Source organism: Companilactobacillus hulinensis (genome assembly GCF_003946555.1).
GTDB lineage: Bacteria > Bacillota > Bacilli > Lactobacillales > Lactobacillaceae > Companilactobacillus > Companilactobacillus hulinensis.
In genome coordinates this window covers 25,069-42,655 of record NZ_RHOO01000006.1, presented here as the reverse complement: position 1 = coordinate 42,655, position 17,587 = coordinate 25,069, and the positions used below count along the sequence as shown (strand labels likewise).

20 protein-coding genes and 1 tRNA gene are annotated in these 17,587 nt (G+C 37.1%); 5 read left to right on the top strand and 16 right to left on the bottom strand.

The annotated features are described in order from the left end of the window. The first annotated feature begins 77 nt into the window (after positions 1 to 77). The 3 genes from EKM66_RS04975 (at position 78) to EKM66_RS04965 (ending at position 2,434) form a co-directional block, all read left to right on the top strand. The gene (locus EKM66_RS04975) at positions 78 to 1,076 is read left to right on the top strand and encodes a Gfo/Idh/MocA family protein (RefSeq protein WP_125762297.1); all 999 of its coding nucleotides are present in this window, start codon (positions 78 to 80) and stop codon (positions 1,074 to 1,076) included. Position 1,077: 1 nt separating this feature from the next. Further along, positions 1,078 to 2,307: a DEAD/DEAH box helicase gene (locus EKM66_RS04970; RefSeq protein WP_125762296.1), complete on the top strand. Its 1,230-nt coding sequence runs from the start codon at positions 1,078 to 1,080 to the stop codon at positions 2,305 to 2,307. 53 nt (positions 2,308 to 2,360) lie between these two features. Beyond that, a tRNA-Arg gene (locus tag EKM66_RS04965) sits at positions 2,361 to 2,434 on the top strand. 252 nt (positions 2,435 to 2,686) lie between these two features. Here EKM66_RS04965 and EKM66_RS04960 read toward each other — a convergent pair. The 14 genes from EKM66_RS04960 to EKM66_RS04900 form a co-directional block, all read right to left on the bottom strand. Next, entirely contained in the window at positions 2,687 to 3,025 is a 339-nt protein-coding gene (locus tag EKM66_RS04960) for a phage head closure protein (protein ID WP_125762295.1), read from the bottom strand. Then, positions 3,025 to 3,297, bottom strand: coding sequence for a head-tail connector protein (locus tag EKM66_RS04955; protein WP_125762293.1), 273 nt, complete (start codon positions 3,295 to 3,297; stop codon positions 3,025 to 3,027). The genes EKM66_RS04960 and EKM66_RS04955 overlap by 1 nt, the downstream gene beginning before the upstream one ends. 256 nt (positions 3,298 to 3,553) lie before the next feature. Beyond that, positions 3,554 to 5,062 (bottom strand): phage major capsid protein, encoded by a 1,509-nt coding sequence (locus EKM66_RS04950; protein WP_125762291.1) that lies wholly within the window; start codon positions 5,060 to 5,062, stop codon positions 3,554 to 3,556. A 2-nt stretch (positions 5,063 to 5,064) separates the two neighbouring features. Then, positions 5,065 to 6,246 (bottom strand): phage portal protein, encoded by a 1,182-nt coding sequence (locus tag EKM66_RS04945; RefSeq protein ID WP_125762289.1) that lies wholly within the window; start codon positions 6,244 to 6,246, stop codon positions 5,065 to 5,067. A 212-nt stretch (positions 6,247 to 6,458) separates the two neighbouring features. Beyond that, entirely contained in the window at positions 6,459 to 8,177 is a 1,719-nt protein-coding gene (locus EKM66_RS04940) for a terminase large subunit (RefSeq protein WP_125762287.1), read from the bottom strand. Continuing rightward, positions 8,177 to 8,644, bottom strand: coding sequence for a phage terminase small subunit P27 family (locus EKM66_RS04935; protein ID WP_125762285.1), 468 nt, complete (start codon positions 8,642 to 8,644; stop codon positions 8,177 to 8,179). Before EKM66_RS04935 ends, EKM66_RS04940 begins: the two co-directional genes overlap by 1 nt. 80 nt (positions 8,645 to 8,724) lie before the next feature. Further along, positions 8,725 to 9,030 (bottom strand): HNH endonuclease, encoded by a 306-nt coding sequence (locus tag EKM66_RS04930; RefSeq protein WP_318530617.1) that lies wholly within the window; start codon positions 9,028 to 9,030, stop codon positions 8,725 to 8,727. A 307-nt stretch (positions 9,031 to 9,337) separates the two neighbouring features. Continuing rightward, positions 9,338 to 9,784 (bottom strand): hypothetical protein, encoded by a 447-nt coding sequence (locus EKM66_RS04925; protein WP_125762282.1) that lies wholly within the window; start codon positions 9,782 to 9,784, stop codon positions 9,338 to 9,340. A gap of 780 nt (positions 9,785 to 10,564) precedes the next feature. Then, positions 10,565 to 11,944: a DNA primase family protein gene (locus EKM66_RS04920; protein WP_125762280.1), complete on the bottom strand. Its 1,380-nt coding sequence runs from the start codon at positions 11,942 to 11,944 to the stop codon at positions 10,565 to 10,567. Beyond that, positions 11,944 to 12,747, bottom strand: a complete 804-nt coding sequence (locus EKM66_RS04915) for a bifunctional DNA primase/polymerase (RefSeq protein WP_164505044.1) — start codon at positions 12,745 to 12,747, stop codon at positions 11,944 to 11,946. Before EKM66_RS04915 ends, EKM66_RS04920 begins: the two co-directional genes overlap by 1 nt. 39 nt (positions 12,748 to 12,786) lie before the next feature. After that, entirely contained in the window at positions 12,787 to 13,038 is a 252-nt protein-coding gene (locus EKM66_RS04910) for a hypothetical protein (RefSeq protein ID WP_125762276.1), read from the bottom strand. Between the two features lie 121 nt (positions 13,039 to 13,159). Further along, on the bottom strand, positions 13,160 to 13,381 hold the full coding sequence (locus tag EKM66_RS04905) for a hypothetical protein (protein ID WP_125762274.1): 222 nt from the start codon (positions 13,379 to 13,381) through the stop codon (positions 13,160 to 13,162). A gap of 21 nt (positions 13,382 to 13,402) precedes the next feature. After that, positions 13,403 to 13,576, bottom strand: coding sequence for a hypothetical protein (locus EKM66_RS12525; protein ID WP_164505043.1), 174 nt, complete (start codon positions 13,574 to 13,576; stop codon positions 13,403 to 13,405). A gap of 44 nt (positions 13,577 to 13,620) precedes the next feature. Beyond that, entirely contained in the window at positions 13,621 to 13,893 is a 273-nt protein-coding gene (locus EKM66_RS04900; RefSeq protein ID WP_125762272.1) for an excisionase family DNA-binding protein, read from the bottom strand. A gap of 193 nt (positions 13,894 to 14,086) precedes the next feature. On the opposite strand from EKM66_RS04900, the gene EKM66_RS04895 reads away from it, so the two are divergent. Together EKM66_RS04895 and EKM66_RS04890 are read left to right on the top strand one after the other, a co-directional pair. After that, complete coding sequence (locus EKM66_RS04895) at positions 14,087 to 14,659, top strand: helix-turn-helix domain-containing protein (protein ID WP_125762270.1); 573 nt, start codon at positions 14,087 to 14,089, stop codon at positions 14,657 to 14,659. 49 nt (positions 14,660 to 14,708) lie between these two features. Continuing rightward, positions 14,709 to 15,869: a site-specific integrase gene (locus EKM66_RS04890; protein ID WP_125762268.1), complete on the top strand. Its 1,161-nt coding sequence runs from the start codon at positions 14,709 to 14,711 to the stop codon at positions 15,867 to 15,869. Positions 15,870 to 16,136: 267 nt separating this feature from the next. Here EKM66_RS04890 and EKM66_RS04885 read toward each other — a convergent pair whose 3' ends face one another. Then, complete coding sequence (locus EKM66_RS04885) at positions 16,137 to 16,853, bottom strand: ABC transporter permease (protein ID WP_125762266.1); 717 nt, start codon at positions 16,851 to 16,853, stop codon at positions 16,137 to 16,139. Further along, positions 16,853 to 17,587 carry a multidrug ABC transporter permease gene (locus tag EKM66_RS04880; protein WP_125762264.1) on the bottom strand — a complete coding sequence of 245 codons (735 nt, stop codon included), beginning with the start codon at positions 17,585 to 17,587 and terminating at the stop codon, positions 16,853 to 16,855. Before EKM66_RS04880 ends, EKM66_RS04885 begins: the two co-directional genes overlap by 1 nt.

The following is a 17,587-nucleotide window of genomic DNA, read 5'->3' as shown; positions in this document are numbered from 1 at the left end:
AGAGAGCGGAAAAAGCCGGTAGATTTTGTAAGAAAAAAAAGCCGTGCTTTTTCTACTTAAATAGATGAGGTGATTTTATGAGAAGTTTAGGTATAATCGGGACAAATTGGATCACGCAACAGTTTATTGAAGCAGCGGAGGAAACAGAGTCGTTTAAATTGACACATGTTTATTCTCGTACTGAGGAAAAGGCGCAAGAGTTTGTCGATAAGATGAATAAGTCTGGCATTAACTTGAGTGACGATATTAACAAATTTCTTGCTAGTGATGATTTTGATACGGTTTATATTGCATCACCAAATGCTTTGCATTTCGCACAAGCACGTCTTGCTATTGAAAATGGTAAGAATGTGGTTTTGGAGAAGCCAAGCACATCAAATGTACGTGAATTTTCAATTCTAGATACTTTGGCTCATGCTAAGGGTGTTTATGTTTTTGAAGCTGCTAGACAGATTCATGAACCAATCTTTAAGACTGTGCAAAACTATGTCGATAACAATCGTGATAGTTTGAGTGGAGCAACGTTGTCATATGTTAAATATTCAAGTCGTTATGATGCCTTTTTAGCTGGTAACTTGCCAAATATCTTCAATCCCAAATTTTCTGGTGGGGCATTGTACGATTTAGGTGTATATCCAGTCTATGATGCTGTAGTATTATTTGGAGCTCCTAATTCAGTTGACTATGAGCCAGAGATTTTGAGTTCAGGAATTGATGGTTCAGGTAGTATTACATTGAAATATGACAAGTTCGACGTTAATATTTTGATTGGCAAAACTAAGAATTCATACATGCCTTCAGAGATCTACTTTGGTAAGAAGACATTATTGATGGATAGTGCTGGGGATATCAATCGTGTTACAGAAGCTAATGAAGAGAAGAAGCTAACTGAGATTCCAACTAATAAGAGCGATAATCCAATGGATTCTGAGACAATTGAGTTCGCTAGGATTATGAATGAAAAAGATACCAAAGCTTACGAAAAACTATTCGATTATGCTAAAAAAGTAAATCGAGTGCTAGAACAAGCCAGAACCAGCGCCGGACTTGTTTTTGAAGCGGATAAGGAAGAATAAAGTGGAAATACCAAAATTATATCAAGATTATTTTAAGGAAAATAACTTTGAAACATTAACTAAGATCCAAGAATCAGTCTACATGCCATTCAAAGAGGGCAAAGACTTGATTGCTATGGCACCAACTGGCTCAGGTAAGACTCTGGCCTTTGCTATGCCAATGATCGAAACCTTAGTACCAGAAGATGGTCTGCAAGTTTTGATTTTAGAGCCATCACAAGAATTAGCTATCCAAGTTAGAACTGTTTTGCAACCCTTAGCTAAGGCTGTTGGTTGCAGTGTTCAGGCCGTTACTGGGGGAGCCAATCCACAACGTCAATTGAAGAAACTCAAAGAGAAGCCTGAAATTCTCGTTGCTACTTTGGGTCGTTTGAACGAATTAGTTGAAGCACGTAAAGTGAAGCCTGGTAAGATTCAAACGGTTATCGTTGATGAAGCGGATGAAATGTTGAATGAATCAAAGCTTGAACCTGTTCGTGATGCAATTTCTCAAATGCCGGGGGATGTTCAGATGACATTCTTCTCAGCTACTGGAAATGAGATCTTCAAGGATATGCGCAAGTGGTTTGGCCAAGACTTCTTGATGATCGACCAACGTGATGATAGTTCATATACTGCTGGGATCAAGCACTTCTTCATCAATGCTGCGACCGATAACACTAAGAATGCGCTGATCAGAGAAATGGCACATGATAAGAAGTTCAAAGGAATTGTCTTCTTCAATAATTCTCGATCATTACACAAAGTTATCAGTGATTTGCGTTACAACAAGACGAATTACGTTGCGCTTGATAGTAAGATGTCTTCACAACAACGTAAGTCAGCTTTACAACTATTTGCTAGTAAAAAAGTTAATTTGATGTTGACTACTGACGTTGCTGCTCGTGGTATGGATATCGATGATGTCACAACTATTATCAATTATATGATTCCACGTGATAATAGTGAGTATGTTCACCGTGCTGGACGTACAGGTAGAATGGGTAAGGCTGGTAATGTTGTTACCTTCGGTAATAGTCATGACTTTAGAAATCTTCAAGAATTCACGGATGAAGAAGTTAAAAAAGTATTCTTGAATCGTGACGGAACATTCTCTGATAAACAAACTTATCGTAAGGAAAAACGTCAGGCTCAAGTTACTAAACCAAAAGCTAAACCTAAGAAGCGTCTTCGTGACCAGAAGAACAAAGGTAAGAGACGTGCACCTTCTTCAAATCACAAACAAGATTAAATCATCTTTACATTGTAATAATTTGGTGGCACTATTATTAGTAGTGTCATTATGGTCCCTTGGCCCAGTTGGATAGAGCAACTGCCTCCTAAGCAGTAGGTCCCCGGTTCGATTCCGGGAGGGATCATTGATAGATTTTAGGGGTGTGCATAACTCCTCAAACTACTGATAAATCAATATTTTGCATTTTTTTACTTTTCACCGATTATCACTGATTTTAGAAAAAAGTGAGTCACGCTGACGTCACGAAAACATCAAATTAACATATGCTGCATGGCATGGGATAAGGTATCTTAACGGATATCTTATTTTTTTTGCGCTCGTTAGTGAGTCATCTAATCGGGTAAAAAAAAGAGCACCATTGCTGGCGTTCCTGTAATTATTTAAGTTTCTTACAAATAATCTTATCGTACTGTTTAGCTGCTGTATCTCTAAGTATATCAGTGATCTCATATACATCGCCATTCCAATGTACTTTCATATTTCCATCAATTGGTTGTGGCTGATCATATCTTATAATGAATACAGTTTTATCTGTGATATACCCGCGTGCCTCGCCAGAAAAGTCTTTGAGTGATTGGGTCATAACTTTACACCATGTACTAAAAAGTTTTACATCTTCTTCAATCTGGTTCATAAGCTCATCTTCATAATATCCAAGTTTGGAAAACTCTATAACTTCGTTAAGTTCACTAGGACTATTTACTAGTTTAGCCATTAAAGTAGCCCCCTTAATTGTTGTATCATTGCTAAAACCTCAATTGGTATTTGTTTCTTCAATTCAATTCCACGGTTGTTGTACCAGTATTGAGCTAGTAAACTAACTGCAAAATCGAATTGTTTGTACTTGCCATATTCTTTATTGTCAACGTTACTGTTAACTGCATTAGTAACGTATGCCGTTGCTGTATCAAGGTAGCGTTGTAGTAAGTCATCATCTAACGTGTGAGTGATACGTAAACTATTTTTTAGATCCTGAACGTTAACCATTTATAATAACTTCCTTTCATCATTTTAATTAATGTATGTGGGTGTTCAAAATTGGGTGCCTCTTATTGGTTATTCATCTTTGAACAATAGCCCTGAACCGACAAATTGACAGTCCGGGTATGACTGCATCTAGTTTTCTGGTCATAGTTTGTACACGCCACTTCGGCGTACACGGAAACCCTTAAAGGGTTGTTACCACTTGTATAACCATTAAATAAAAAGGTACCGGCATTTTACCGATACCAATTATTAATTATTAAGCTGCGGGTGTAGTAGCTGGTGTGATTTCAACATATCGTGCTGCGTTTTCATCAATCTTTTTATAGTCATTGCGTACGACTACTGAAAGACCTTGAGAGTAACTGTCGAATTGGTCCCATTGTACTTGCACTTGGTTCTTACGTGCTAGAAATACTGATTGTGCAATATCACCAATAACCATTGGGAATGCTCCAGCCTTGGAGTTTGCAAATAAATTGTCACTTACAACAATTACATCTGATCCAAACAATGATTTACCGCTTGGTGCTGAAATACTTGGTTGCAAGATATAACGCCCATCTGAATCTTTCAATGTATCAAGCCAGTTAAAACCCGATTGATTAGTGATTACTGACTTATTAAGTGCTGGATCAAGGTCAACATTATAAACTTTTTTAAGGTCGTCAATGCTTGTTGCTGAAACCTTAGTAAATGTCTTCAATAGATCCATGATGTTTGAATTGTCAGTATTATCTACCAACTTTTGAAGTTGTGCTTTAACTTCTGAAACAATGTTTACTTCAGAGTCTTCGACTAGTTCATTAGACAAATAAATTTTTCCGGCTCTTGTAGTTACTTTATAATCAACACCCTTAAACATATCAGCATCAACGTCCGCGATTTCGGCAAGTTCTTCCTTAGTTGCTAGTGTGGCTGTTTGATTAGTTGCAACGGGATAATTACCAACTGCGGTACCAACATTTTTAGTTGTTGCGTATTGAGCTAGGTTGTACTTGCTGCGTTTTAGATCAAATACATCTTTGATTACTTCACTAGGTACTACGACCTTAGCACTTTCAGTTGTCAAGCCGTCACGCTGTTCACCCTCTGAACGGATATAGTCCTCAAAACTTCTTGTTTCTGTGTTTGCGTTATCAATAATTGTTTGTTCCATATTTTTTTCCACCTTTTTGTTATTGTTTAAAAATTCTTCATAAGATCTTTTATTTACTTGTACGTTGGTATCGTCATACGCTGGAATGGCTACCAGACTCACATCGAACAATGATTTAACTTGTTTGATGGTTCTAATTACATTGCCTTGATCGTCCTTAGTGAACTCGTCGCCGTCTTTAGAAGTGACAAAACTAAAACTCATACTTGAGATATTGCCATCTTTGACATTTTCGTACGTGTCGTTGGCCGTTGTTGTATCTGGTAGTTGTGCTTCAAAATGTAGTCCTTTATCGTCAGTATCGAGTTTCAATGTACCAGCTTTGGTACTTGCTAGAACTTGCGATAGGTCGTGATTGTTAACAAGGTACACGTCTGATAAATCAACGTCATCAAGTGCGCCCTTGTCAATTACTTCTTTGAAACCTCCTAGATCCTTGCTAGGTTGTCCAAACACAATGGCATAACCACTTAATGTTTTCTTATCGTTTGTGTTATTATCTTTTTGTTGAGCGTTTGAGTCAGTGTTTTCTTGTCCATCATCTTTGGTAGGTTGAGCGGATAAGCCGGCATCTGTATTCAAGCGTTTTTCTTTGTCTTCATTATTCAAATTTATTTTTCTCCTGTATTCTTTGAATTTTGGTAGGCGTCCATGTTATCTAAGTGCGTATAGTTCAAACTTACCAATAAATTATTACCGCCATCTACTGGGGGTAGGTTCATTTTTTCTCTGGCTTCATTAATGGTTAAAACACCACCTTGAATACCTTTTATCGCGTTTTCTAACACCGCGTTGGGTTCGGTAGTGAGTAACACATCAGTATTGAAGCTGAAATTGTACTTGTCAGCGCCACTCAATAACTTAAAATTAAGCTCGGAACTGAAAGTATCAAACCAATGTCTTAAAGTTCCATTAACATAGTTCAAGTTAGTTTGTTCAACGCTGGAATGGCTTTCTTCAATACCTAATTGGTAGCTGGAAAGTCCAAATACCTTGGCGACTTGTTTACTTGTCCAGTCGTTAGAATTTACCAACTTTGCTACGTCACTGTTAACCTCCATTGGTGTATATTCTTGTCCCTCGTCCAAAATCATTACACGTGATGTATTACTAGCACCCGCGTTGGCTGCTTCAAACTTTGTGCGAATGTTACTCTTGGCGTCAGCATCTAAGTCCGATCCTTTAACCTTTAAGATACCGTTTGAGTTGATACCATTCTTATAAAAGCTGGCAAGCATTTTGTTACCGGCGTTTTGTATTTCCAACTCATCACGTAAACTCATTAAAGGACTTGTACCAGTAATGCCGTCCATGGTGAAACACTTGAAATGTAAAATGTGATCGGGATTAACTCGGCGCTGTCGTCCTTTGGAGTTGCTGACAAGGTATATAAGTCTACCGGTTTCGTCATCTTGCTTAACTTCCATACTGGAGTTTTTAACTAGTTGCAACTCTTGCGGATCGTCAGGGTTATCAATTTCAGCGAACGCGTTACCGTTTAGCAGTAGGTTAACCATTAGTGCATACTTGAAGTTATAACCATCAACTTGATCGTTAGGGCGATTGTTCAATAAGCTGTAATACTTGTCAGCTTTAGTAGGTTTAGGGCCTTTGTGTAGCTCTATTGGACTACTTGCCACGTCACTGGCTAGTATTCTAATTGCACTAAAAACATCGCTGTTTTTAATTGCATTTACACCATAGTAAGTGGTGTTGTCATCGCTTGTTAGACTAGTCACAGCATCAATAAAGGCGTTGTGGCTGTCTGCTTTGACTGGTTTAAAAAATGTCATTTAATTACTCCTTTCATTATTATTTTTAATCAATTTACTTGTGGGTGATCGCGGTGCCGGTAGCATTTTACACCCCCTTATCAAGTAAGAACGCAATTATGATAGTGAATACACCGGCTATAAATAAAGCCCATGTAAAGCCTGCCATAAGCATTGTTGAGATTGTCAGCATTACCATTCCAACTACCAGCAATACAGTTGGTAGGTAGTTCTTAAAAAGTAAACTGGTCTGATTTGTAATACTCATTTTTAGCTTTTGCATTGATTGCCTCCGTAAAGTAGTTTTTACCGATCGTGAACGCGTCAAGTAACGCCGCAAGTGGGTCAATTCTGGTTGTGTATTGAGTCTTATCAATTAGTACGTTGTTCTGTGAGTCGTACCGCAATACGGCATTGTTAACCGCGTATGTAAGTAGTTTGTTATCACTGTGTACAATCTGATTGTTATAAATCTGTTCCTGAAACTCTCGGATTGGTATTGATAAAGTGATGGCTCCTTGTCTTACTTCAACCATTGGATAATTTTGCTTTTCTAAGTCAGTGATCAAGGTGTTAGCGTTGTAGGGATCGTAACAAATGGCTTGTAAGTCCAGTTTGTTATCATCAATTAACTTATTGATAAAGTCATATATCCTTGAATAGTCAATAATGCCACTTTCTAGGGTGCTTATTTCGCATTCTCCACGTTGTTCAAGTCTTCTATAACTGATATTGTCACGGCGTTCTTTGGTATCAATACCGCCTTTAGTCCCAACGAATGAAAACGAATCAATAAAGAATTGTTTGTTATCAAGTGGAACCAACCAACTAACACTTGATAAGTCATTAGTCTTGGATAAATCAATACCGATCCATACAGGTTTGCCAGTGATATCTGGTTTGTGGTCAATCTGTGCTTTTGTCCAGTCCTCAATTGCCATAAACTGATTAGTTTTAGCGTTTTCCCAAACATTGAAGTTTTTAACTAATACGGGTACTGCATTATCTTGCTTAACTCCAAGTTCCAAGTCATCGCGTATTGATGCCATCATTGTTGTTTTAACTTCTTCAATTTCAAATAACGGGTTTGCCTTTATCCATACTTCTGGGTGATCCAATAGAGTTTCTTTGTCCTCGGGGTCTATTTCCCAAATGGCTATAAAATACCGATCGGCGTTATCTTTACCAGCAAGTATTTTGGATAAGAATTGATAGTCTTCATACATAGGGCAATTGGTATCTAGTCCGCTTGTACTGATAATTGCCAGTAATCCATTCTTCTGGTTGTTCATTCCTGACTTGATAGCATCGTAAACTTTGCGTGTCTTACTTTCGTGGAACTCGTCACATATTGCGAATGATGCACCGTATCCATCTAACGTGCTTGTGTCGCTTGATAGAGCAGTAGCAAAACTATTACTCGATTTGTCAGTAATACGTGAGTTATTAATCTTCAAACGTCCAGCCAGTAGCCGTGATTGTTTACATGCTTGTCTTAGTTCACTAGCCATCATGTCATAGCCTAAACGTGCTTGTTTAACGGCATTTGCTGTAAATAGTATCTGTCTACCTTGTTCGGGTTCACTTTCTATTAGAAGCGCAATAGCGCCCATTGTTGAGGCTAGATAAGTTTTACTATTCTTACGTGCCATTGAGATAAAAGCCCGATCGAATCGTTTGTTACCAGTACCGACCTCACGCCACGAATACAAGTTTGATAACAACCATTTCTGGAAGCGTGCAAGTTTCAACTTCTTACCGTCAGTGGTCGGCAATGACTCGGTAAATTTAAGTACCGTTGTTTCGATGTTTTCATCAAAATAATAAGGAAAGTCATTAGTTCTCTGTCGCTCCATATCCTTATTGAATCGCTGACAAGCCTGTATAATTTTCTTGCCAGCTATGACGTCCCCGTTTAGGACTGCGTCAACGTATTCCTGTGCTGCACTCATCAAATACTTTCCAGCATGTCACTGTAAGGGTCGTCAGGCTCTGCATTCTTTGCCTTGGTGTATTCCAACTTGGAGCGACTTTCTAGCGTTAGTCCCAAGGCTGTTGCATAGCTCTTTAAGTCTCGCGTTGCTTGTTGCTGTGTGACTAGATAAGGACTTTTCTTGCCATTACTATCAAACGTACCTGACTCATTAAGTGCGTTCTGACAATCAACCATAAGTCCGTACGTGTTGCAATAAGCGACAATCATACCGCGGTCTAGTTCTGATATTGGACTATCTTTTTTAAGCAATGGAACAATGTGAGTCCATTCTTTCAATGCTTCACCCTTGAGATAGTCGGGAGGGTTACTGTTTAGATCCTTATAACTGAATAACTGTTTTTCAGTGTTTTCTTTATCGGCTTTAGTCTGGTTTGAAATATTACCATCGTATGCCGTCAATTTCGGTGGTCTTCCACTTGCCATTTAATCAAGTCCTTTCATAATTTAATAAATAAGATACTAGAGTAGCTAATTTTCTTGGCTTTTTGTTCACAGAAAAGTCCTCACCGGCCCCTAGGCGTTTGTAAGGTAGCCCCCCTAAAACTTGTGGGGGAGTTCGTACGGGCTCGTTGCTCGGCTCCTGTCTTCTCTCCGTGATGTCTGTGACATAGTGCTTGCCAGTTGTTGTGATCAAATCTTTTAGACCAATCCACCTTCAACGGTACAATGTGATCAACAACATCTGCTTTTTTAATAATTCCTTCGTCTAAACACTTCACACAAACACAATTAGTAATTAAGAATTGTTTTGATTCCCTTATCCAACGTTTAGACTTGTAGAACTGTCTGTACTTGCCCTCATAACTCATGCGCCACTTACTTACATCGTTGTGTTTACTACAAAACTTTTGGTCAAAATCAATCAATGTATTACAACCTGCATGTGAGCAAATCTTCTTTGGTTTCATAGTTAATCATTGCCTTTCTTTATGTTTCGTTTCGAATACAGTTCTTCATCAAGTTCAATACATTCATAATTATTTGTCTTGATAATCTTTTCAAGTCCGTACTCTATGGTTAGATGTATCTGTCCATTATGTATAGTGGCGTCCTGATAGTCCTTGCCTTGGTTGGCTGTAACCATATTGGTGCCATTAAAATATTGTATTTGTTTTATCATGATAGGGACACCTTTCCCTTATTGGGTAGGCGATTCTTGAATAAGTTTATATAGCGAGTGTGGGCGTTAGTTCTATGCACGTTCTTATAACTCGCTTCTGCTACGTTGAAACTCCAATTACGTTGTTTAATATTGTCAGTCGTGAAACCAGCTATTAACATTGCACCTTTCATTACTCCGTTTTTGACATAGAAACCATTTAATGGCTTATCGAATAAATGTTTAATTCCATAAGAAGTAATATCTGTATTAATGCTCTTACCTTTGACCAGTGTATTAAGTACCCACGCTACTAATGTGGTCTTCTCCTGCGGTGATAGGCTTAAGAAACTAGCTGGGTTATCATCTTCACCACTAAAGTATAGTAGTGGCAATTTATTTCTAATCACGGATTCTCTATCCTTAATGAACAGGTATAGGGGGTCTTTTTTAATTTCTTGCATTGTTTTATTTCCTTTCTTAGTAATTAATGTGTCCAACCATTATCCAGTAAGTGTCCAATTCAATATGCAACCATTGGACACTTTTAACACTGGTATAACAACGTTTGTAGTAAAAGTGTCCAAAGTGTCCAGTCACATGACTGCCCTCTTATATATATTTCTATATTTTTTGTTTTTTATTTTTTTAATCTTAAGACTTAGAAACATATGGACACTATGGACACTTTGCTTATAAAAGCTGGTATAACAACGTTTCATGTGTCCAAGCAATTAAAAATCATTGGACACTTTATGGACATCCCTTGGACACTTTTTAAAAATTAATACCTTTTTTATCGTCCATAGCTAAATGAATATAGCGCCAAACTCTGTCGCCTTTAAATTGCTTCTTTTTATGAACAATACCCTTTGTTTCCAAATATTCTGTCAGCACTGCTTGACCACGGGGTTTATAACCCTGGTTTGAACAATAATCTTTGTACTCTTTATAAACACATGATGACGCTTCACCGTGGCCGCTAGTTTTATCTTGAATAAGCCACTATGTTTGTTGATACACCGGCGTTTGTAGCCTAAATGGTCGCTGTGGCCGGTCTATTTCAAGTATCTTTTATATTTTATTAAATATAGTATTTTACTTTTTTTGACTAATGACTTTAAATAGAGAAGCCACTTAGGCCACTCGCTTTATAATCGTTGATATAATAGGGTTTAGCGTGGCCGTTTCTCTTAAAAGATAGGAGCCACGTGGCCGCCACTTGGCGTAGTGAGATGGTAAAGTTACTTTTTAAATGATAAATGAATATATCTCATAACCCGTTCTTCACCTTGTTTTCTTCTTTTGTGAATAATTCCAAATGATTCCAAACTAGATGTGAGGGATTGTTGATTGTGAGCTTTAAAACCATGGCTCTGGCAATACTGTACGTAGTCATCGTATACAATGCCGGCCGGTTCTCCGTTTTCATTGTCTAGATCAATCACACACATATCTGATACAAAACTAGAGATATGGTCATTGTCCTTAAGCCATTTATCACTTTGAGCTTTCATGTCTGGCGTTTCTGATAGTTCTTTTTGATCCAACGCTTTCTTAAATGCCGTCATACATTTATAAGCAAATGCCGGCGCTTCGTCCTCAATCTGCTGCATATTGAACTTGTCCGCAAAGTCAGGGATAAAGTGGTATTTTACTAATGCCACACGTCTTAAGAACCCCTTTGTAAAGTCTGTAAAGGTGGGTAACTCATTAGCGCTAAATATTAATTTTGCGTAGCTTCTAAACGTAAACGGGTCTTTGCCTTTAAACTCTGCTTTCATATAATCGTTACCAGTCAGTGTTTTAATGGTTGAGCTATCTTTTAAATAGTCCTTAGAAATATCAGCAAAATAATTTACTTCCTTGCCATAAAGGGTAGAGGTATTAAACTTTGCTTCATTACCTGATAATCCTTTTAAGTCTACGTTTGCGGTATTGCTGTCACCTATGATCGTTCTTACATAGTTTAGGAAAGTAGACTTGCCGTCATCACCGGAACCACGTAGGATAACAAACTTTTGAAATGGCTCGTACGATCTATAAAACATGTAACCAATAAACTCTTTCATAAAAACGTCTGCATCTTGAAATGATTCTTTAAACCATTGATCGGTAGTGGGGGTATCTGATTCCATATCCAAGTCATAATTGTGACCGTTCAAAATATAATCGTTGGGATCGTTAGGTTTGATCTGATCGGTATTTATATCATAAGTACCATTCTTAAAGGCAACTAAGTTAGGTTTACTATGATCGAATACATTACCGGTTGTATCTGAATATATTTGTTTAGTAATAAGCAATTGGGTAGAATTGAAAGTTTTAGGCTTCCAATAACCCACGTCTTGCAGCTTGTGTACAATAACGCTTCCTAAATAATTCAAATAACCAATACGCCAGTGTCCTAATTTTTTATCATATCTATAGCCCTCTTTAAAGGCATCAAACGTTATCATTTTGTTTTCTGACAATATCCCGTTTGCTAGTCCTAAATCACCAACGGCTTGTTTTCCATTGTCATCTTTGTAGAACCATAAAGGGTGTACCTTGTCATCTTGTACCTGGTTTGCTTCCTGTACCTGCGATAATTCCTTAATCTTGTCTTGAAGTCTTTCTTCCATCACTTCACCTTCAATCTACGTAGTTCCCTTGAAACAACTGAACTGTAAATGGTGTCCAGCTCTTTCTGTGGTAAAGGTGGGGATATAAAGTTTTGATTGATAACCGACAGTAATTCATAAACGTTGCTGGCATCAGTTCCCACGGCAAGCATCGAACCTGCTAGACTTGTAAGGAAGGTATTTCTGTTGTGTTCATCAAGGCTCGCACCCTTAACGATCTTGTCCAGTAAAGCTCCCGTATACTTTTTAAAACGCGGTTCGCCAAACCCAGCGTTACTAGCTGGCTTATCCTGGGCAAACTCTAGTAACCAGGTGGGGGCTTGTTTTATATCGTCATAAGAACCAGACACGTGAGCATAGCTAGATCCATTAATGGTACTGGGAGCAATCAAAATATTATTGCACATTAGATCAATAGAAGACTTATCAAAAAAAGCATTTGTCTTACTCTTAACATCTGTACCATCTGGTACTTTAAAGAAGAAATGTATTCCATTGTGTGGTGTTCGTTCTATTAACGTATCATCTGGTAACCGTCCATATGTTTTAAATACTTTCAGTAGGTTGTGTCTGCCGTTGCCATTGCCATGCATATCAACGTCTACCACCATTAAGCCCGACTTCTTTAAATTAATACCGATATTGTTATTAGTTTCTTGAAACCATTCACTAGCCATGAAATCATCATTTACGGCATCACTGAAACCATGAGTATCTTTCATACCCGACTTACTACCAGGTGCGGTAGGATAGTAATATATATTTCTTTTGGCTAGTTCTAAAGCCATTTCATAAGTGGTCAATTTATCACTTCCTTATTATTGTTGCGTGTGCAAACAAATTCATTTATCCTCATTGGGGAGTTTTTCAATTAGATCACCTAATCGACTATTAACTGTATTAATTGAAGCCGACACGGTAGCAAGTGTTTCATACAATCTTGAAATATATCCTTGAGAAAATAATAATTCTCTAGCCGTCTCTGTATCATTGGCTGACACGGTTTGAACCGCATCTATAAATGCTGTCGCTAGATCAATCGTTTGTTTATTGTTCAAATTCATACAAATAATATCTTCTAATTCATTTTCCATGTTTTAAATCTCCCTAATTTTTGGTATAATTAAGGCAAGTATTAATTACTATGTGTAGGACTTACACCCTTTGGTCGGGTATTTGTAAGTCCTTTTTTTCTTGCCTTTTTTTTGTAATTCATTACTGTAATAAAATAGCATCACTAATAGCTTTGGCATCAAGTGCAATTTCATTTGCTAGTTCCAATTGTGAAAGAACGTGTGTTGTTTTATAATCGCTTAAAGTAACGGTACTGTTTCCCTTTAAAGCATCTAAGTTCATTTCGATATTTTGAATGTGTGCTTGAATAACTTCGTCTTGTTCTTTAATAAAATTCATTTCTTCTTCATCATTTTCAAACATAATTAATTTTCTCCAATATTTTTATTTGTGTTCCAAAATCTTTACAATATCTGCTGCATCTCTAGCCATGTCGCGGGCTATATCAATATCGCAATTTTTCATCACCTCCTTAATTCCAAGTACAATAGTGTCGGTAGTGATCGTACTAAGTTCTGTTTGAACTTCCTGCAATAGACTCTTTAACTCGTCTTCCATTAGCAACCTCCAAACTCCATGCCGTGCCAGCTATAGTTTTTTTATTAGATTGCTTGTTTCTTCATATAAGTGTCTAAATCAGTTTTTTTGATTCTTGTAGCGTTTCCAATCATCGTCACTGGGATATTGTATTGTTCAATAACCTTATTAAGCGTTCCACGTGAGATAGATAGGTAGTTGGCTGCTTGTCCCAAGTTTAAGTAATCGTTGTACTTGGAACCGTGCTGAACATCTTTCAACATCTCGGTAACGGTTTGCTGTACTAAGTCTTGTATATGCTGATCTAATGTATCTGGCACATTTACTTTTAATTCCATGATATTTCCCTCCTTTTATGTGCACTATTGTCGACACTGATTATCAAAAAAATTAGTGAAACATGTTTTAATCATGTACACTATTGTCGACGTCCATAATATATCATTTTGAATTATAGGTGTCAAGTGTTAACAGAAAAAATGTTTACTTTTGTCGAACAGTCTTATATAATGCACCTTAGGAGGTTAGCGTATGAAACCCGGTGAAATCATAAGAGAATACAGGAAAGACAAGGGCTGGACTCAACAACAACTTGCCAAAAAACTTGATATTTCAAGATCCTATATGTCTGAAATTGAGCATGATAAAAGAAATATGGGAGTTCAATTATTAAAGTCAATTGCTAAGAAGTTGGATATTCCAGCTAGCAAGTTAGTAGATACAAGCTATTATGTTGATGCAAAAGACCGCGAACTATTTCGTAAAGAGGCTCCTGACTATGTAAAAGAACAGTTTGCACAAACAATATTGGATTGGGAAAACGATCAACGCGGTTCTTCTGAAAAGTATGTAAAAGACTTTTTTGATGATGTCGATTTCAATGAAACTGTATTTAAAAATCAAACGTCTGAACTTCTTGCAGAAGCTATAAAATTCTCATACATTAATCAACCCAAACAGTTGAATGATGATCCTGTAAAAATAAGAGAGTTAACCTATATAGTTAGTGTTATCAACAATTATCAAAATAATGAAATGACTGATAAAACTCAAGCTGAAATTCTTGAAAGCTTAACTAGTATTTTAAAGGCAATTCTTGAGTAACCACTCCTAAAAACTCCATGCCGTGCGACAGGAAACGGGAGTAATTACAATGTCATCAATTACACAATACGAATTAGCAGACGGATCTAAAATGTGGCGTTATCAATGCACAATTAGTAAAGATCCAATAACTGGAAAGAAAAAAAGAACCACTAAACGTGGCTTTTCAACTAAAAAACAGGCTGAAATTGCTTTGTCTAGGGTTCTAACTAATATAGATAACTATGGTTATCAAGAAAACCAAAACGTTACCTATAAGGGAGTATACGACTATTTTATGGAGTCGTATCAAAACACCGTCAAGGAAAGTACACTTAACCATGTTATTAGTATGTTTAATTATCATATTTTACCAGCGCTCGGCAAGTATCCAATTAAAAAGATAACTGCTCAACAATGTCAGGCAATAGTTAACGATTGGTCTACTGAATTAAAGGACTATCGTAAAATAAAGAACTATGCCGCATTGATTTTTAAAGAAGCTAGACGGTTAAAAATTATATATAGTGATCCAATGGAGTTTGTAATCTTACCACAAATGAGGGAACCAACTGTAAAAGTGGTAAAAGAAAACTTTTGGGATCGTGACCAATTACAAACGTTTTATGAATGCTTGATTAAAGAGTATTCCGGTAGAAATGATAAAGCGGTAGCCATATTACGTGTACTGGCAATGACTGGCGCTCGCAAGGCTGAAATACTTGCATTACAAGTAAAGGACTATAACCCAATCAATAAAACAATTACGATTAATAAAACAATTACTCGTGATATTAATAATAAACAAACGATAGGTACAACTAAAACACCTGCATCTAATAGAATCCTTTCGTTAGATGATAAAACTGTTTCAATACTTAACAATTGGATTAAAACAATGAGACGCAATATGTTTATACTTGGCTTCAATACTAACAAAACCGATCAATTACTTTTCCCAAATACTAAGAACAAATTACTTAGTTTGATGAAACCTAATTCTTGGCTTGATCATATTATTGATAAATACGATCTAAAACGTATCACGGTTCATGGCATCAGGCATTCGTATATTAGTGCGGCTCTTGAGAGCAACGAACTAACCATTAAACAAATACAACATCAAGTTGGTCATCAAAACGCGGATACCTTACTCAATACCTATGCACATTTATCTAAAAAGTCTGATCGTGAAACGGCTGAGAAATTCTCCGAGTACGTCAGCATTTAAAAAAGTGAGTCACGTCAGCGTCACGGGGGTGATTTTGACAGCTAAAAGTGTTGTAAACGTTGGTTTAATAGGCTTTTAATTACTCGCAATTCGATTCCGGGAGGGATCATAAAATAGAGAGTGGAACAAAACACGTTCAACTTTTGAGCATTAAATCAAATAGAGGCTGTAATCCGGTTTTGGATTACAGCCTCTATTTGATTTAAGCGGAAAAAGTTGTGTTTTTTCACACGTTTAATGAATTATATATTTGTTTCGTACTCCTCTTTACCACAATTGCGCCTGATTTTTCAAAATTCTATGTATTTTGACTTTGTAACAAATAATACCTAATAATAGCCAAAATAAATCAACGATTGCATCCCAATAGATGTGACCAGAACCAGTAACAACGAATTGGATAGTCTGTGAAAATGGGAAAAAGTGACTGATGGTTCTCAACCATAAAGGATATTTCTCAACTAGGACCAAAGCTCCAGAAACGATTGTAGTTAGTGAGCCGATTAAGTTCATGTAGAAATAAGGATTACTATTCTCCCAAGCGGCTATAGCACCAAGAAAACCGACGATTATCCCTGAACAGATAATCAAAGGAGTCATTATAAGAGCGCGGATCAATAAAAAATATGGAGCTTGCAGGATTCCCAAAATGATTAAGTTGATCATAATCAGAACCAATCCGGCTATTGCAGAAGTTAGTATCTTGGATACCCAATAGTCAGGTGAAAATGGTCGATTTACCACCATTTCACGATCGATTCTCAACGTTCGATCCATTACGAAAAGTTGTGACATACTGTTCATCGACAAAGTTCCGCCTGATAGAACAATAGTCGCTACAGCAACTGACCAGTTCAAATTATTGGTATATTGTGCGTTTATCAAGACTAATAATAGTAAGTCGATCATAGGGATTAAGACAAAGTAGACAAACCTTGTTTTCCAGTTTTGTAAGTAAGACAGGGAAGAAAATTGAATTTTCATTACATCAACCTCGCATTCCCAGTTTTACTGGCAGTATGTAATATACGATTAGTTACTATCCAGGTAATTACAGCCCATAGGATACAACTGACAAAAAAGGCTCCTAAATTAAAGTTGTCCGTCTGATTCAATAGTGTATGGATGGGTACTGAAATAGGTATTAGCCATTGAAACGGTGTTAATATTGGTCGCAATATTGGAGCAGATGAAAACAGTCCAGATACGAGTAATAGTGGAATGGTAACTAGCTCTTCGTAGACAATTGCATTAGTTGTCAATAAGAAGAACGCCGCTATTAATAGATCCATCAATGCCGCTGCAATCCAGAGCGCGAGGATTATCATAATTAAATTTATTGAAATATTTGAATGAGCTACTCCAAGTACAATAGCCATTATGTATGAAATTGGAAATGCTAATAAACCGAAACTAGAAGCTGGCAGTAATAGGGCTACTAGCGAAATTCTATTGTCGATCCCAGTATTGATTATATAAGGGAGCGTCCCTTGAAAACGTTGGAAGCCAATACATCCAGCGGCTGTAGTAGCGGATGACCAGAGTCCAAAGACGCCACTTCTTAACCACAATGCAGGATCATTTAGATTGTGAGTTACGTAAGCCGCAACGAATTGCAGCAAGAAAAGTGAGACCGTACTGGAAATAGTTAGCCAAAGAAAGTACTGGTTGGTTGCATAAAGTTTGAAGTGAAACCAAAATAGTCGAAGAAATCTCAT

Excerpts from the sequence above, each read along its gene's own strand:
- EKM66_RS04940 (WP_125762287.1), bottom strand. The coding sequence starts at position 8,177 with ATGAGTGCAGCACAGGAATACGTTGACGCAGTCCTAAACGGGGACGTC.
- EKM66_RS04885 (WP_125762266.1), bottom strand. The coding sequence starts at position 16,853 with ATGAAAATTCAATTTTCTTCCCTGTCTTACTTACAAAACTGGAAAACA.
- EKM66_RS04895 (WP_125762270.1), top strand. The coding sequence starts at position 14,087 with ATGAAACCCGGTGAAATCATAAGAGAATACAGGAAAGACAAGGGCTGG.
- EKM66_RS04930 (WP_318530617.1), bottom strand. The coding sequence starts at position 9,030 with ATGAGTTATGAGGGCAAGTACAGACAGTTCTACAAGTCTAAACGTTGG.
- EKM66_RS04900 (WP_125762272.1), bottom strand. The coding sequence starts at position 13,893 with ATGGAATTAAAAGTAAATGTGCCAGATACATTAGATCAGCATATACAA.
- EKM66_RS04945 (WP_125762289.1), bottom strand. The coding sequence starts at position 6,246 with ATGACATTTTTTAAACCAGTCAAAGCAGACAGCCACAACGCCTTTATT.
- EKM66_RS04880 (WP_125762264.1), bottom strand. The coding sequence starts at position 17,587 with ATGAGATTTCTTCGACTATTTTGGTTTCACTTCAAACTTTATGCAACC.
- EKM66_RS04890 (WP_125762268.1), top strand. The coding sequence starts at position 14,709 with ATGTCATCAATTACACAATACGAATTAGCAGACGGATCTAAAATGTGG.
- EKM66_RS04905 (WP_125762274.1), bottom strand. The coding sequence starts at position 13,381 with ATGTTTGAAAATGATGAAGAAGAAATGAATTTTATTAAAGAACAAGAC.
- EKM66_RS04925 (WP_125762282.1), bottom strand. The coding sequence starts at position 9,784 with ATGCAAGAAATTAAAAAAGACCCCCTATACCTGTTCATTAAGGATAGA.
- EKM66_RS12525 (WP_164505043.1), bottom strand. The coding sequence starts at position 13,576 with ATGGAAGACGAGTTAAAGAGTCTATTGCAGGAAGTTCAAACAGAACTT.
- EKM66_RS04960 (WP_125762295.1), bottom strand. The coding sequence starts at position 3,025 with ATGGCTAAACTAGTAAATAGTCCTAGTGAACTTAACGAAGTTATAGAG.
- EKM66_RS04975 (WP_125762297.1), top strand. The coding sequence starts at position 78 with ATGAGAAGTTTAGGTATAATCGGGACAAATTGGATCACGCAACAGTTT.
- EKM66_RS04935 (WP_125762285.1), bottom strand. The coding sequence starts at position 8,644 with ATGGCAAGTGGAAGACCACCGAAATTGACGGCATACGATGGTAATATT.
- EKM66_RS04910 (WP_125762276.1), bottom strand. The coding sequence starts at position 13,038 with ATGGAAAATGAATTAGAAGATATTATTTGTATGAATTTGAACAATAAA.
- EKM66_RS04955 (WP_125762293.1), bottom strand. The coding sequence starts at position 3,297 with ATGGTTAACGTTCAGGATCTAAAAAATAGTTTACGTATCACTCACACG.
- EKM66_RS04920 (WP_125762280.1), bottom strand. The coding sequence starts at position 11,944 with ATGGAAGAAAGACTTCAAGACAAGATTAAGGAATTATCGCAGGTACAG.